General features: G+C 69.8%; 12 protein-coding genes. 6 read left to right on the plus strand and 6 right to left on the minus strand.

The window, feature by feature from the left end:
• Window position 1: 1 nt before the first annotated feature.
• Genes FQ142_RS15625 through purM form a run of 3 tightly spaced genes read right to left on the minus strand, consistent with a single transcriptional unit; the run spans window position 2 to window position 3,924 of the window.
• Window positions 2–1,336, minus strand: a complete 1,335-nt coding sequence (locus FQ142_RS15625) for an MFS transporter (protein WP_262492170.1) — start codon at window positions 1,334–1,336, stop codon at window positions 2–4.
• Window positions 1,309–2,781, minus strand: coding sequence for an amidophosphoribosyltransferase (gene purF, locus FQ142_RS15630; RefSeq protein ID WP_056413495.1), 1,473 nt, complete (start codon window positions 2,779–2,781; stop codon window positions 1,309–1,311). Before purF ends, FQ142_RS15625 begins: the two co-directional genes overlap by 28 nt.
• Window positions 2,782–2,787: 6 nt before the next feature.
• On the minus strand, window positions 2,788–3,924 hold the full coding sequence (purM, locus tag FQ142_RS15635) for a phosphoribosylformylglycinamidine cyclo-ligase (RefSeq protein ID WP_149424030.1): 1,137 nt from the start codon (window positions 3,922–3,924) through the stop codon (window positions 2,788–2,790).
• 162 nt (window positions 3,925–4,086) lie between these two features.
• Here purM and FQ142_RS15640 point away from each other — a divergent pair, with 162 nt between their 5' ends.
• On the plus strand, window positions 4,087–4,719 hold the full coding sequence (locus tag FQ142_RS15640; RefSeq protein ID WP_149424031.1) for a zinc-binding alcohol dehydrogenase: 633 nt from the start codon (window positions 4,087–4,089) through the stop codon (window positions 4,717–4,719).
• 15 nt (window positions 4,720–4,734) lie between these two features.
• Here the strand turns inward: FQ142_RS15640 and FQ142_RS15645 are convergent, their stop codons facing one another.
• Both FQ142_RS15645 and FQ142_RS15650 read right to left on the minus strand, forming a co-directional pair.
• Window positions 4,735–5,049: a hypothetical protein gene (locus FQ142_RS15645; RefSeq protein ID WP_056413504.1), complete on the minus strand. Its 315-nt coding sequence runs from the start codon at window positions 5,047–5,049 to the stop codon at window positions 4,735–4,737.
• Window positions 5,050–5,151: 102 nt separating this feature from the next.
• On the minus strand, window positions 5,152–9,732 hold the full coding sequence (locus FQ142_RS15650) for an HtaA domain-containing protein (RefSeq protein ID WP_149424032.1): 4,581 nt from the start codon (window positions 9,730–9,732) through the stop codon (window positions 5,152–5,154).
• Window positions 9,733–9,894: 162 nt separating this feature from the next.
• Here FQ142_RS15650 and FQ142_RS15655 point away from each other — a divergent pair, with 162 nt between their 5' ends.
• Genes FQ142_RS15655 through FQ142_RS15665 form a run of 3 tightly spaced genes read left to right on the plus strand, consistent with a single transcriptional unit; the run spans window position 9,895 to window position 12,880 of the window.
• Window positions 9,895–11,019 (plus strand): hemin ABC transporter substrate-binding protein, encoded by a 1,125-nt coding sequence (locus tag FQ142_RS15655; RefSeq protein WP_149424033.1) that lies wholly within the window; start codon window positions 9,895–9,897, stop codon window positions 11,017–11,019.
• Window positions 11,016–12,089: a FecCD family ABC transporter permease gene (locus tag FQ142_RS15660; RefSeq protein ID WP_149424034.1), complete on the plus strand. Its 1,074-nt coding sequence runs from the start codon at window positions 11,016–11,018 to the stop codon at window positions 12,087–12,089. The genes FQ142_RS15655 and FQ142_RS15660 overlap by 4 nt, the downstream gene beginning before the upstream one ends.
• A complete protein-coding gene (locus FQ142_RS15665) occupies window positions 12,086–12,880 on the plus strand; it encodes a heme ABC transporter ATP-binding protein (protein ID WP_149424035.1) in 795 nt (264 codons plus the stop codon). The genes FQ142_RS15660 and FQ142_RS15665 overlap by 4 nt, the downstream gene beginning before the upstream one ends.
• Before the next feature lie 87 nt (window positions 12,881–12,967).
• On the opposite strand, the gene FQ142_RS15670 is transcribed toward FQ142_RS15665, so the two are convergent.
• Window positions 12,968–13,339, minus strand: a complete 372-nt coding sequence (locus FQ142_RS15670) for a sterol carrier family protein (protein ID WP_149424036.1) — start codon at window positions 13,337–13,339, stop codon at window positions 12,968–12,970.
• Between the two features lie 100 nt (window positions 13,340–13,439).
• On the opposite strand from FQ142_RS15670, the gene FQ142_RS15675 reads away from it, so the two are divergent.
• Together FQ142_RS15675 and purD are read left to right on the plus strand one after the other, a co-directional pair.
• Window positions 13,440–14,120, plus strand: coding sequence for an NUDIX hydrolase (locus FQ142_RS15675; protein ID WP_149424037.1), 681 nt, complete (start codon window positions 13,440–13,442; stop codon window positions 14,118–14,120).
• A 152-nt stretch (window positions 14,121–14,272) separates the two neighbouring features.
• Complete coding sequence (gene purD, locus FQ142_RS15680) at window positions 14,273–15,550, plus strand: phosphoribosylamine--glycine ligase (protein WP_149424038.1); 1,278 nt, start codon at window positions 14,273–14,275, stop codon at window positions 15,548–15,550.
• Window positions 15,551–15,600 lie beyond the last annotated feature (50 nt).

The following is a 15,600-nucleotide window of genomic DNA, read 5'->3' on the forward strand; positions in this document are numbered from 1 at the left end:
GTCACCACCGTCCGTATCGGCGCTCCCAGTCCTCCTCGATCGTCCGTCGCCGACCGGCGACCCAGCCCGCGGGGATGACGACGATCAGCGCACCGACCAGGACCCACAGGGGGATCACCCAACTGTCGGTCACGTCGTGCAGCAGGCCGATCAGCAGGGGGAACACGGCCGCGACGGCATACCCGATGCTCTGCACGAAACCGCTCAGCGCGACGGCGCTCTCGGGCGTGCGGGCACGGATGCTCAGCAGCACCAGCGCGAGCGGGAACAGTGCCGGCGCGAGGCCGAACAGCACGACCCAGAGCGGGAGCCCGACGGTCGGGAAGAAGAGGAATCCGACGAGGCCGATCAGTCCCGAGGTGATCGCGAAGAAGAACACCGGTCGCGTCGCCTGGAAGCGCACGATGAGGACGGGGACGATCAGCGAGCACGGCAGCCCCATCAGGCCGAACAGCGACAGCAGCAGCCCCGCGTTCGAGGGCGAGACCCCGCCCACGTCGATCATGATGGTGGGCAGCCACGAGAACGAGACGTAGGCCACGGTCGACGAGGCCCCGAAGACCAGCGCGATCGACCAGGCCAGGGGCAGGCGCCACAGTCGACCGAACACCCGGGGGTTGGCGGGCGACGTGCCGATCGGGCCGGTCGCCAGCGAGGCGGCATCAGCGTCGGCATCCGCCTCTGCATCCGTCGACGCCGAACCCGACGCCGGCACGCTCGCCGCGGGGCCCGTCGTGCGGTGCGCGAGCAGCATGGTCACCCACGGCACCAGGGCGATCGCGGCGAACACGCCCCACAGCCCCAGAGACACGCGCCATCCCGCCGTGTCGGCGAGGGGAACGGCGACCAGCGGCGGGACGAACGTCGACACGGCCATGGTGGTCGAGTACACGGTCATCATCAGCCCGAGGCGATCGGGGAAGTACTTCTTCACCAGCGGCGGCAGCAGCACGTTCCCCGAGCCGACGCCCGCGAACACCACGGCGGTGGCGGCGAGGAGCGACGTCGAGTCGACGGCGAGGCTGCGCAGCAGCAGACCGGCCGCGATCAGTGCGATCGCGACGACCGCGACGCGTTCGAGACCGAAACGCCGCTCGAACAGCGGAGTGAGCAGGCCGAACACGGCGAAGCACACCGGCGGAGCGGCCCCGATGAGGCCGACGACGACCGACGAGACAGGGAAGTCCTCGGCGACATGGTCGATCACCGGCGACAGCGAGGCGACGGCCGATCGCAGCGAGAACGCGACCAGGACGATGCCGATCAGGGCGAGCGCGCGTCCACGCCACAGCGGCTGCGCACCCGAGGTCACGAGGTCTGCGACCCCTCCACCCACGCGAGGTACTCGTCGGAGACGGTGCCGGTCACATACCGGCCGTCGAAGCAGCTCATGTCGAGATCGTCGAGCACCGACCCCTCGGTGATCGCGGCCTTGAGGTCCTCGACCTCCTGGTACACCAGGTGGTCGCAGCCCAGTTCGGCGGCGATCTCGGGGATGGTGCGGCCGTGCGCGATGAGCTCGTGACGCGAGGGCATGTTGATGCCGTAGACGTGCGGATACCGCACGGGGGGCGCCGCCGAGGCGAACGTCACCGACGTGGCGCCGGCATCCCTGGCCATCTGGATGATCTCCCTCGAGGTCGTGCCGCGCACGATCGAGTCGTCGATCAGCAGCACGTTCTTGCCCTGGAACTCCGTCGACATGGCGTTGAGCTTCTGCCGCACGCTCTTCTTGCGCACCGCCTGCCCCGGCATGATGAAGGTGCGACCCACGTAGCGGTTCTTGTAGAAGCCCTCGCGATACTCGATGCCCAGCTTGCGCGCGACCTCCATGGCCGCGGGACGCGAGGAATCGGGGATCGGCATGACCACGTCGATCTTGTCCATGGGGACGTGCTTCGCGATGGTGTCGGCGAGCTTGTCGCCCATGCGCAGACGCGACTCGTAGACCGAGACGCCGTTCATGACCGAGTCGGGACGCGCGAGGTACACGTACTCGAACGCGCACGGTGCGAGCGTGGCATCCTTCGCGCACTGGCGGCTGTGCAGCTCGCCCTCGTTCGTGATGAAGATCGCCTCGCCGGGCTCGATCTCGCGCACGACCTCGTAGTCGGCGTTCTCGAGCACGAGCGACTCGCTGGCCACGACCCACTCGTCGCGCCCCTCCGCTCCGACGACCGTCGACGGACGACGGCCGAGGATCAGCGGACGGATGCCGAAGGGATCGCGGAACGCCAGCAGACCGTACCCGGCGATCACCGCGATCACCGCGTAGGCGCCCTCGATGCGCTCGTGCGTGCGCTCGACCGCCTCGAAGATCCGCTCGGAGTCGAGGTCGACCGTCGACGTGGTGTTCTGCAGTTCGCCGGCGAGCACGTTGAGCAGCAGCTCGGTGTCGCTGGAGGAGTTGAGGTGGCGACGGTCGCGCTGGGCCATGTCGGCGGTGAGCTCACGGGTGTTGGTGAGGTTGCCGTTGTGGATGAGGATGATGCCGTACGGCGCGTTCACGTAGAACGGCTGCATCTCCTCCTCGTTCGACGCGGTGCCCTTGGTCGCGTAGCGCACGTGTCCGAGTCCGACGTTGCCCAGCAGCGCGCGCATGTCGCGGGTGCGGAACGCCTCGCGGACCATGCCCTGCGCCTTGGCGTTGTGCATGACGCCGTTCGCCTCAGCGGTGGCGATGCCCGTCGCATCCTGGCCGCGGTGCTGCAGCAGCAGGAGTGCGTCGTAGATGTCCTGATTGACCGGGGCAGAGCCCACCATTCCGACGATGCCGCACATGGACTCTTACTTCGCTCCGTCCGCGTAGGCGCCGATCAGGCGCACCGCTCCGCCGTCGACGCCCTTGGCGCCCTGTTCGAACTCGCCGGACGGGCGGGCTCCGAAGCCCACCGTGCCGACCTGCCATGCGGGCATGCCCTCGGCCGCGAGGGCGGCGATCGCCGCATCCTTCGCATCCGCCGAGATGATCGCGAGGAAGCCGATGCCGAGATTCCAGGTGCCCTCGGCCGACTCCAGCGTCGAACCCGCGATGTCGCTGAGCACCCGGAAGATCGGGCTCGGCGACCACGTGCTGCGGTCGACCTCGGCCCAGCTGCCCTGAGGGAGCACACGGGCGAGGTTCGCCGCGATGCCGCCACCGGTGACGTGGGTGAGCGCATGCACGCCACCAGTTCCTGAGCCTGTCGAAGGGCCGAGCTTCTCGATGAGACGCAGCAGGGGAAGCGTGTAGAGACGGGTCGGCTCGAGCAGGGCCTCGCCCCACGTCATGCCGAAGTCGGCGGCGTTGTCGCCGTAGCCGATGCCCGCGTTCGTCACGATGTGACGCACGAGCGAGTAGCCGTTGGAGTGCAGACCGCTCGACGCGACCCCGAGGACCACGTCTCCGTCCTGCACGCGATCGGCGCCGAGGATGCCGTCGGCCTCGACGACACCGGTCGCCGCACCCGCGACGTCGTAGTCGCGGGGTCCGAGGAGCCCGGGGTGCTCGGCGGTCTCGCCGCCGACGAGCGCGGTGCCCGTGGCGGTGCACGCCTCGGCGATACCGCGCACGATGTCGGCGATGCGCTGCGGGAAGACCTTGCCGCAGGCGATGTAGTCGGTCATGAAGAGCGGCTTCGCTCCCACCACGACGATGTCGTCGACGACCATGCCGACCAGGTCTTGGCCGATCGTGTCGTGCTTGTCGATGGCCTGCGCGATGGCGACCTTGGTGCCGACGCCGTCGGTACTGGTGGCGAGCAGCGGTCGGCGGAAGTCGCGCAGCGCGCTGGCGTCGAACAGGCCGGCGAAGCCGCCCACACCGCCCAGCACTTCAGGACCGTGCGTCGCGCGCACGGACGACTTCATCAGCTCGACGGCGAGATCACCTGCAGCGGTGTCGACGCCGGCTTCGGAATAGGGATTGGTGGGGGAGGCAGCCACCCCTCCAGCCTAGCGCCCGGCAGGCGACGGGTCTCACCAGGAGCCATCGTCCGGATGTGATCCTGCGCCTCTCCATCATTCCCCGTCGGCCGGCAGGCGGATGCCCGAGCCCTCTTCGGTCGACACTGCCGTGATGACGTGAGCGTCTCCTACGATGGGGCCATGGCCGACAAGCCGCAATGGTTGATCCGCGAGGACGCGAGCGTTCCCGTCCTCGTCGCGCTCGCGCTGCGGCAGTCGCTCGGCATCCGGGTTCCCGAAGACCTCCCGAGCCTGCGCGACCTGCCGGTGCGCGCGCCGGACGCCGCCGAGGTCACACCCACGCTCGAGAAGCAGTGGCGCGAGTACTGGGACATGACGGTCGAGCCCAGAGCGCATCCCTCGGGGGTGCCGCTCGAGCTCGTCGAAGGGTTCGACACGCTCGTCGCCCTCCCCGCGACCGGCGCCGAGGAGCTGACCGCGGCGATCGCACCGCAGGCCGACTCTGCCCTGCACTTCGCACGCGTGGCGCACGACAGGTACGTCGCCTCGATCCGCAGCTCGATGGGGAACCGCTCGACGGGCGGCACCATCGGCGGCGACGCGTACCGCGCCTACGCGAGCGCCATCGCCGAGTTCGAGCGCGACGTCGGTCGGCGGGCGCACTCGTTCGAGCTCAACGTCCAGGTGCTGCCGTTCTCGCAGCGGGGCATCTGGTGGGTCGGCGCCCTGACGGTCGCGGTGACCGACGGCCTGCGACGCGATGTGGTGTCGTTCGACGCGGCGATCCGACCGATCATCGCGGAGCTGGCCTGATCCGCGAGGCGGGTGTCAGTCGCTCTCGATGATCGTCTCGTGCTCGACGTGCACGACCCGGTCGTGCCGTCGCGCCGTGCGCTCGAGGATGAGGGCCACGACGCTGCCGAGCGCGAAGCCGATCGGCACCGTCCACAGCAGCAGGAAGCCGAAGACCTGGCCCGGAGGGTAGACGACGTTGACAGCGTCGGACGGCTCGTAGCTGCCCACCATCGTGAGGATGCCGGCGGCGATGATCCCGAGCACGACGCCGATGCCCATGAACACGCCGAAACGCGGCACGCGGCGGACGGTCGCCTCGACCGTCTGGGGGGAATCGGGGGAGGACATGAGTCCATTGTCCCACCGTTGCCTGTGGGTCGCTCCCCACCTGCGCAGGGCACCGCCCTCCCCGCGTGCGCTGCGGGGAGGGCGGTGCTGCCCTGCAGAGGATCAGACCTCGGTCGGGACCTCGGCGTCGGTCGACTTCGCCACAGTGCGGCGCCCGATCAGCACGCCTCCGCCGACGGCGAGCACGACGATCACCAGGCCTCCGACGATCCACGGCCACACCGGGACGCTGTCGGTGTCCGCGGCAGCCGTGACGGATGCGGCGGCTGCCGCGTCCTGGGACTCGGCGGGCTCGTCCTCTGCCGGAGCCACGACACCGCACTCGGCCGCGACAGGGATCTGCGCCGTCACCGGGTCGAGCTCCTCGCCGGCGGCGTAGGTGCCGAAGGCGGCGGCACCTGCCTCGGTGAGGGAGGTGGGAATCTCGTCGAGCGACAGCATCCCGTCGACGACGGTCGTGTCTCCGAGCGCGAACTCGGCGAGACGGACATCCTTCTGGTCGACGCTCTGTCCGTCCTGCGTGGTGCCGATCACGTCGAACACGAGATAGCCGGTATCGCCAGCGAGCTCGAGGCGGGCGTTGGCCAGAGTCGTGTTCAGCGCGCCCTCATGACCGGTGAAGTTGATGCTGCCGCCGAACCCGACGAGCCCCGCGAGGGTCTCGTCGTCGAACGAACCCGCGCCGTTCGACCACACGAAGTCGGGGTACTCGTAGACCACGTCGGTCAACGTCCAGCCCCCGGCCGCGATGCCCTCGATGTAGGTGCGGAACGATTCCTTGTATCCCCATTCGAGAGTGGCGCCGTCGACCGTGCACGCCCCGATCGCCGCAGTCTGCCGCGTCAGGGTGAACTCGAGCCCGCGAACGACCGACCCCTGCAGGGTCAGCGTGTGCGGACCGTCCTCGAGGCTGGCCGGCAGTGACCCTGTCCAGGTCGCGATACCCGACGCATCCGCCGAGATCGTATCGAGCAGCACGGGCGTCGAGTACACGACGACTTTGATGCCGGTCTCGTTCGGCTGGAATCCCGATGCCGAGAACGTCGCCGACTTTCCTGACTGCAACGCCGCGAGATCCTCGTCGGTGATCTCGATGCCCGTCGTCGCCGGCGGTGTGCTGGGGAGCGTGGCCTTCGGCTGCACCACGGCGGCCGCAACCGTGCCGGTGGTGCCGGTCGGAGCCGCCGCTACCGAGCCGATCGTGAACGACACGGGATCCAGATTGGTCGAGAAGCCCGCAAGCACGCGGTCACGCCCCTCGGCCGTCAGCGACGCGGGCACGCCCGAGTAGCTCACCGCGCCGTTCGCCGTCGTGATGGCGGCTCGTGACAGGTCGAGCGTCGCGAAGGGCACCTGGGCGCCGCCATGCGTCACGGACAGCGTCGCCGCGCCTGCGGAGGTGACGGTGACCTGCGGGTTCGAGACCGTGACATCGAGGACACCGCTGTGACCGGTGAAGCGCACCGAGCCGCGATAGATCACACTGCCGAGACCGGTCGCCGCGTTGTAGTCACCCCCGACCGTCTGGCCGAACTGGAACACGCCGTTCGAACGGGTCGCCCCGCCGGAGACGTCGATCGACCCCTTGGCGATACCGCCGACGACATACTCCGTGAAGGACGTCGAGATGCCCCACCGCAGCGAGCCGCCGGGCACCGAGACCGCTGGCGACGTCGGAGTCGTCGGGTTCGGGGGCGTCGGCGGGGTCTCGGGCTTCTCGCCGAACAGCGCCTTCCACTGCGCATCCGTGATCTCGACGGTGGAGCGTGCGTGGATCGTGTCCGCGGTCGGGAGGGTGTGCTGCTGCCACGCGATGACCTCATACGTCTTCGTCCGGTCGAGGCTCTCGGCCGCCGCGTTGAGGTCGACGGAGAACGCGCCCCACTGGATGCCCTTCACGAACTTCATCGCGAGGAAGCCGCCGCCAGCCGTGACATCCGCCTCCGTGCCCTTCTCGATCAGAGCCACATACGCACCCGTCACGTCGCCGAGTCTCGAACCGGTGGCAGTGACGGTGAGACCGTCAGCCGCCGTCGCGGACTTCACCGCGGTCGTGAGAGCCGGAGCATCCGGCGCGCCCAACAGCGCGTTCCACTGCGCACCGGTGATCTTCACCGTCGAGCGTGCATGGATCGTGTCCGCGGTCGGGAGGGTGTGCTGCTGCCACGCGATGACCTCATAGGTCTTCGAACGATCGAGAGCATCAGCGGCCGCAGTCAGGTCGACGGTGAACGCGCCACCCGTGATGCCGCGAACGTACTCCATCGCGAGGAAGCCGCCACCGGCCGTGACGTCGGCTTCGGTGCCCTTCTCGATCAGAGCGACATACGCACCCGTCACGTCGCCCAGATTCTTCGCTGACGCAGTGACGGTCAGACCGTCAGCCGCGCTCGCGGATTTCACCGCGGTCGTGAGAGCCGGAGCATCCGGCTCAACGGGAGCACCCAGCAGGGCCGTCCACTGCGCATCCGTGATCTTCACCGTCGAGCGTGCGTGGATCGTGTCCGCGGTCGGGAGGGTGTGCTGCTGCCACGCGATGACCTCATAGGTCTTCGTCCGGTCGAGGCTCTCGGCCGCCGCGTTGAGGTCGACGGTGAACGCGCCACCCGTGATGTTCCGCACGTACTCCATCGCCAGGAAGCCGCCGCCGGCGGTGACATCCGCCTCGGCGCCCTTCTCGATCAGCGCGACATACGCACCCGTCACGTCACCGAGTCTCGAACCGGCGGCAGTGACGGTCAGACCGTCAGCCGCCGTCGCGGACTTCACGGTCGATGTGAGCGAGGCCGAGGCGGTGCCGTAGTTGAGGGCGACGCTCTTCTCCTGCGTCGCATTGGTGACGCCGCCGGCGCCATAGGTATACACGCCATAGGAGCCCGGTGTCACGGGAGCATCCTTCAGCGTCAGGGTCGCCTGGAAGGTGCCGTCGGCGGCGATGTCGACCCACTGCGCGCGGATCGCGGCTTGGAACTGCGCGGGAACCTGATTCAACACGCTCTCTGCGAGCGCCCACGCCTGCGAGCCGACCGAACGCGTCGAGCCGGCCGCGCCCGTCGAGGGCTGCCAGGTCGAGGCGAAGTTGCCGAACACGACGTACGTGCCCTGCGGAAGGTTCGCGGGGATCGGCATGCCGCGGCCACCGACGTTCGCGGTCGGGTCATACCCCGAGCCCTTCACGACGACCTTGTCACCCGCCTTCAGCGCGTGGGCACCGGCCGGAGTCGTGCCGTCAGCGAGGAACACCTGGATCGCAGGTTCGGCCGGAGCCGTCGGCTCGATGGCATCCCAGTCCGCGTCACTGACCGTGACCGCCGCGCGAGCGAGGATCGTCTGGGCGTTCGGCAGCGTGTGCTGCGTCCAGACGATCACCTCGTAGCTCTTGGTGCGATCGAGATCTGCCGCCTTCGCCGTGAGATCGACCGAGAACGCACCACCCGTGATGCCGCGAACGTAGTGCATGGCGGCGAACCCGCCGCTTGCAGTCACGTTCGCCTCGGTGCCCTTCTCGATGACCGCCGCGTAGACGCCCGTCGCCGAGCCGAACGAGGAGCCGGTCACGGTCGTGGTGATTCCGGGGTCACCTGTCGCGACCGCCGAAACGACAGTGACCTTGGGTGCGCCCGAGTAGTTGAGGGCGACGCTCTTCTCCTGAGCGGCGTTGGTGACGCCACCGGCGCCGTAGGTGTAGACGCCGTAGGCGCCGGGGGTCGTCGGGGTGTCCTTCAGCGTCACCGTCACCTCGAACGTGCCGTCGGCTGTGATGTTCACCCACTGTGCGCGGATCGCGCCCTGGAACTGCGCCGGAACCTGGTTCAGAACTGTCTCGGACAGCGCCCACGCCTGAGCCCCGACGGAGCGCGTTGCGCCCGCGGCGCCCGCGGAGGGCTGCCAGGTCGAAGCGAAGTTGCCGAAAACGACATACGTGCCCTGCGGGAGGTTCGCCGGAATCGGAACACCGCGGCCCCCGACGTTCGCGGTCGGATCGTAACCCGACCCCTTCACGATGACCTTGTCGCCCGCCTTCAGCGCCGTCGTGCCGGCCGGCGTCGTGCCGTCAGCCAGGAAGACTTCGATCGCTGGCGAAGCGGGGCCGGTTCCGGGGTTCGTGCCCGGGTCGGTTCCTGGATCAGTACCCGGGTCCGTGCCCGGATCGGTACCGGGGTCCGTGCCCGGATCGGTACCGGGGTCGGTGCCCGGGTCGGTCGACTCCACGCCGAAGACCGCATCCCACTGCGCGCCCGAGATGGCGACGTCGCCCCGGGCATAGATGGTCTGAGCGTCCGGCACCGAGTGCTGCTGCCAGATGAGCACCTCGTACACCTTCGTGCGGTCGAGCGAGCCGGCCGGTGCCGTCAGCGAGAACGAGCTCGCACCGGCGGCCACTGCGGGGAACGGCTGCGCGAAGGCGGCGTATCCCCCACCGGGGCCGGAGAGTCCGCTCTCGGTGCCCTTCACGATCAGCGCGGCATACACGCTCGCGACATCGGTAAGACCGGAGGCGTCGACCTGCACCGTGATGCCCGTGGTGCTCGCGGAGGTCACCGAGGCGACGACGGATCCGCCGGCCGCATGAGCGGGGGGAACGATCACCGCACCGGCCGCTATCAGAAGGAGGGAGACGAAGGCGGCGACCAGCACGCGTATGCGGCTGCTCCCCGTGGATGCTGTGGCTGTGGCGTTCACGATTCTCCAGGCTCGGAGGCGCGCGAAATCGGTGCGCGCCGGCGGTGCCGCTGTGCGGTCGGGCGAGAGGGTGATTGTTGGTTAGGCTCAGCTAAGTAAGCTCGATTCCTGAGAATAGAGGCGGCCGCGAGGCAGAGTCAAGTTTTAGGTTAGCCTTGCCTAATGCGACGCGCCCCAGCCCTTCTCCTCGCTGCCACTCTCGCCGTGGGCCTTGCCGCGTGCGCAGACCCGGGAGCCTCCGCCGCACCGCACCAGAGCGACACTGCAGATACCTGCCCCCAGGCATCCGTTCCGCTCGCCGACCTCGATCTCGTCGCCGACGTACGCAGCGCGACCGGCGGATCCACCGCCTGCCTCTCCAGCCACGCGATCGAGCCGGTCGCCGACGACACCGCGCCTAGACTCCCCGTCACGGTCACCGACAGCGAGGGCCGGGAGGTCGAGATCACGGATGTCGACCGCATCCTGCCGATCGACATCTCGGGCACGATCGCCTCGACCGTCTTCGCCCTGGGCCTCGGCGATCAGGTCGTCGGCCGCGACTCGTCGACCATGTTCGCCGACACCGAAGACCTCCCCGTGGTCACCAAGACCGGCCACACGCTGAACGCCGAGGCGATCCTCGAGCTGGCGCCGACCGTCATCCTCACCGACACCACGATCGGTCCCAAGGAGATCCGTCAGCAGCTGCGCGACGCCGGCATCACGATCGTCGTCATCTCGAGCGACCGGCGACTCGATACGACCGACGAGCTCGTCACCGAGATCGCCGCGGCGCTCGGCGTGCCTTCGCGCGGGGCCGCGCTGATCGAGCGCCTCGACGGCGACCTCGACGATGCGCTGGCCGAGATCGCCGAGGTCGTACCGTCCGACGCCGACGACCGGGCGAGGATGCTGTTCCTCTACGTGCGCGGCAACGCGAACATCTACTACATCTTCGGCGAGGACTCCGGGGCCGACTCGCTGATCGACGCCGTCGGCGGGGTCGACGTCGCCGCCGAGATCGGCTGGGAGGGCATGAAGCCGATGACCGCCGAGGCGCTCGTCGCCGCGAAGCCCGACGTGCTCGTCATGATGACCGACGGCCTCGAGTCGGTCGACGGCATCGACGGGCTGATCGAGCGCATCCCGGCGATCGCCGAGACCCCCGCCGGCGCCCACCGTCGCGTGATCGACATGGCCGACAGTGAGATCCTCAGCTTCGGCCCCCGTTCGGCCGACGTGATCGGTGCGATCGCCCGCGCTCTCTATGCTCCAGGGCTCGCGACCGCCGAGACCGCGAAGTGAGCGCCGAGGTCGTCACCCGCACGCCGTCGAGGCACCGCGGACTGCGCTTCACGCTCGTCATCGTCGGCCTCGTCGCCGCTCTCGTGGTGACCTGCATCGTGTCGATCACGAGCGGTCAGTACTCGCTCTCTCCGACCGACCTGATCGGAGTGCTGCTTCGCGGCATCGGGATCGACACCGCGTGGGCCCCGACTGAGACCACCGACTACGGAGTGATCTACAACCTGCGCCTCCCCCGTCTCGTGCTCGGACTCCTCGTCGGCGCGGCCCTCGCCGTGTCCGGCGTGCTCATGCAGGCGATCTTCGGCAACCCGCTCGCGGATGCCGGAGTCGTCGGCGTCTCGTCCGGTGCCGCGCTCGGCGCCGCCGCGAGCATCACGCTGGGACTCGCCTCCTTCGGCATGTGGACCACCCCGGCATTCGCGTTCCTCGGCGGGCTCGCGGCCGTGCTGGCGGTCTACTTCATCAGCCGATCGGGTGGTCGCACCGAGGTCGTGACGTTGCTGCTGACGGGCATCGCGATCAATGCGATCGCGGGCGCCGGCATGGCCTTCCTCACCTTCCTCGGCACGACGTCGACGCGCGAGCAGATCGTGTTCTGGCAGCTCGGGTCACTCAACGGCGCACTCTGGTCGAACGTCGCCCTGGTCGCGCCGCTCGTCGCCATCGGCATCGTCGTCGCACTGATCGTGTCGCCGCAGCTCGACCTCTTCGCCCTCGGCGAGCGCACCGCCCGTCACCTCGGGGTGAACGTCGAGTTGCTGCGGATGGTCGTGATCGTCACGGTCGCAGTGCTGGTCTGCGCCGCCGTCGCCTTCGCCGGCATCATCGGCTTCGCGGGCCTCGTCGTGCCGCACCTGATGCGCATGATCATCGGCCCCGCGCACCTTCCGCTGATGACCGCCTCGGCGCTCGGCGGAGCGCTGCTGATCGCGGTCGCCGACCTCGTCGCACGCACCGCCGTGCCGCTGGCCGACCTGCCGATCGGCATGATCACCTCACTCGTCGGCGGGCCGTTCTTCCTGTGGCTGCTCGTGCGCACGCGCCGTCGGTCAGGAGGATGGGCATGAGCGCCGTCGACGCGACGACCCGCCTCCAGGCGACCGGCGTCACCGTGCTCGTCGGCGGCGAGCGCGCGATCCTCGACGACGCGTCGATCGAGGTCAGGGCGGGCGAGATCCACGCGCTGGTCGGCCCCAACGGCGCGGGCAAGTCGACGCTGTTCGGCGTGCTCGCGGGCGACGTGAGCCCGTCATCCGGCGAGGTCGCACTCGACGGGGCGCCGATCGGCGGCATCCGCGCGCAGGAGATGGCGAGAGCCCGAGCGGTGCTGCTGCAGGAGAACGCGGTGTCGTTCCCGTTCAGCGTCGAACAGGTCGTGCGCATGGGCCGCGCACCGTGGGCGCGCACGGGAGCTGCGGATGACGACGACGAGATCGTCGCCGACGCGATGGCGTCGACCGAGGTGCGGGCGCTGTCGTCGCGCGCGGTGACCTCGCTGTCGGGTGGCGAGCGCGCACGCGTGGCGCTGGCTCGCGTCATCGCACAGAGCACCGGCATCCTGCTGCTCGACGAGCCGACGGCGGCGCTCGACCTGAAGCACCACGAAGACGTGATGCGCCTGATCCGCACCCAGGCGGATGCCGGCATCGCCGTCGCGATCGTGCTGCACGACCTCAACGCCGCGCTCGCCCATGCCGATCGGGTCACGCTGCTGTCGGAGGGCCGGGTCGCCGCGACGGGTGCGGCCGCCGACGTCCTCACGGCCGAGCGGATCGAGGCCGTCTACGGCCAGCCGGTCGACGTGTTCCCGCATCCCGCGACGGGCGTTCCTCTGGTGGTCGCTCGTCGCGGTGTCTGACGAGTCGCCACGTCGCTCCCGGCGCAGGTCGCGCCGCACACCGACCTTGCGCGCGGCCTGTGGTGCGATCGGAATCGCACCACGCGTTCAGGGGCGCAGCGGCAGGACGTCGGAGAGGTCGGCGCGGGTGCCGGAGGCACTGACACGACCGGATGTCGCAGCATCCGCCCAGTGCTCCGTGCCCGTGGACACAGCGATCCAGGTCGCGGCATCCATCTCGACGACATTCGGGGGCGTTCCTCGCGTGTGCCGCGGGCCCTGGATCACCTGCACCGCGCCGAACGGGGGCACGCGCACCTCGACGCTGTTGCCCGGGGCCTTCTCGTCGAGCAGCTGCAGCAGGTAGCGTACCGCCGTGGCCAGGGCCGTGCGCGCCGGCTTCTCGCCCACGGCATCCGCTCGTCGCACCGCGTCGAGGGCCGCGCGTCCGTCGATGATGTCGATCTTCCTCGGGGGCATGTGCCCAGGCTACGCCGCGCTGTGCGGAACGGAGGGCCCGCTCCGGATCGTCGACGCGCCGACCGCCTCACCTCGCGCACACGGGAATATGCTCGAGGCGATGAGCCAGACCTCCGATGCCCTGCCCGGCGCACGCGCCGAGCTGCTGGCCGCCGCCCGGAGTGCGGATGCCTGGTCTCGCCCCTTCCCGCCGATCGTCGGCCCCGCCCACGCGGCGTCCGTGCTGGTGCTGTTCGGCCGGCTCGACAGCATCCCGGCGCAGACCGACGAGCTGACCGTCGCCGCCGACCTCGACGTGCTGCTGCAGCGCCGCGCCGCCACCCTGTCGTCGCATCCGGGGCAGGTGTCTTTCCCGGGCGGCCGACGTGAGGAGCAGGATGCGGATGCCGTGGCCACGGCCCTCCGTGAGGCCGAGGAGGAGACGGGTCTGGATCCCTCGGGCGTCGACGTGCTCGCGACGCTGGCCGAGCTTCCGCTGGCGGCGAGCAATCATGTGGTGACCCCGGTGCTGGGGTGGTGGCGCTCACCGTCACGCGTCGCGGCGGTGGATCATGCCGAGACGGTCGACGTGTTCCGGGTGCCGGTGGCTCAGCTGCTCGACCCCGCGACCCGGTTCACCTCGACGCTGCACCGCCTGGGGCGCACCTGGAAGGGCCCCGCCTTCGACGTCGACGGGACGATCGTGTGGGGGTTCACCGCGATGGTGCTCGACGCGCTGTTCGACGCGACCGGGTGGACGCGGGAGTGGGATCGGTCGCTCGAGCGCCCGATCGACCTCTGAGTCCTCGCCTCTTTCACGTTCACGATTCAGCACCGATGTGCTCACCGGCCGCGAATGTGTCCGGTCCAGGCCCCGTGCACGGTTCTGTGCGGAGTCGTGCACGCGCTCGCATCCCGCCGAAACCCGCGCGCGGGCCTCGGTAGTCTGGATGCGTGAAGATTCTCGTCCTCGGTTCCGGTGCCCGTGAGCACGCGATCATCCTCGCTCTGCGAGCAGAGAAGGCGGAGCACGAGGTCTTCGTCGCCCCCGGCAACGCGGGCATGGCGCACGACGCGATCCCCGTCACGCTCGACGTGCTCGACGGCGCCGCGGTGACCACCTTCGCCAACGAGCAGGGCATCGACCTCGTCGTCATCGGCCCCGAGGCCCCGCTGGTCGCCGGCGTCGCCGACGTGCTTCGCGCGCACGGGGTCCCGGTGTTCGGCCCCGGAAAGGCGGCGGCTCAGCTCGAGGGGTCGAAGTCGTTCGCGAAGCGGATCATGGATGCCGTGGGCGTGCCCACCGGTCGCGCGGTCCGCGCCACCACCAGCGCAGAGGTCGAGGCCGCGTTCGACGACCTCGGCGCCCCCTACGTGGTGAAGGCCGACGGTCTCGCGGCGGGCAAGGGCGTCGTCGTCACATCCGATCGGGGCGACGCGCTCGCCCACGCCGAGAACTACCTGCCGTCCGGCCCCGTGCTGATCGAGGAGTTCCTCTCCGGCCCCGAGGTGTCACTGTTCTTCCTGAGCGACGGCGACACCGTGCGCGCGCTCAGCCCCGCGCAGGACTTCAAGCGGGCGCTCGACGGCGATGAAGGCCCCAACACCGGCGGGATGGGCGCGTACTCGCCTCTCCCCTGGCTCGCCGACGACTTCGGCAGCGAGCAGGCATTCGTCGAGGAGGTCACCCGCGATGTCGCGCTGCCGGTGATCCGTCAGCTCGACAGCGAGGGCACCCCGTTCATCGGCCTGCTCTACGCGGGGCTCATCCTCACCCCGGCCGGCGTGCGCGTGATCGAGTTCAACGCACGGTTCGGCGACCCCGAGACACAGATCGTGCTGCCACGGCTGACAACCCCCCTGTCGGAGCTGTTGTTCGCCGCAGCATCCGGCACTCTCGAAGACCAGCCGCATCCGGCCTTCAGCGACGACGTCGCCATCACCGTCGTGCTCGCGAGCGAGGGCTACCCCGACGCACCGCAGACAGGTCGCCCGATCGAGGGCCTGACCGACGCCGCGGCCGTCGAGGGGGTTCGTCTCGTGCACGCCGCGACCGCGAGCCCTGACGCCCCCGGCGGATCCCTCATCGCGACCGGTGGCCGCGTGCTGAACGTCGTCGCCGTGGCGGCGGACTTCCCCACCGCCCGCAAGCGCGCGTACGAGGCCATCGGCCGGATCACGCTAGAGGGGTCGCACTTCCGCACCGACATCGCCGCCCGCGTCGCGGAGTAGACCGGGCCCGGGCCCGCTGCCCGGGAGCAGACGAAGGCCCCCGTCCGGGA

The sequence above is a fragment of the Microbacterium sp. ANT_H45B genome, assembly GCF_008369345.1.
In the GTDB taxonomy this organism is placed as follows: domain Bacteria; phylum Actinomycetota; class Actinomycetes; order Actinomycetales; family Microbacteriaceae; genus Microbacterium.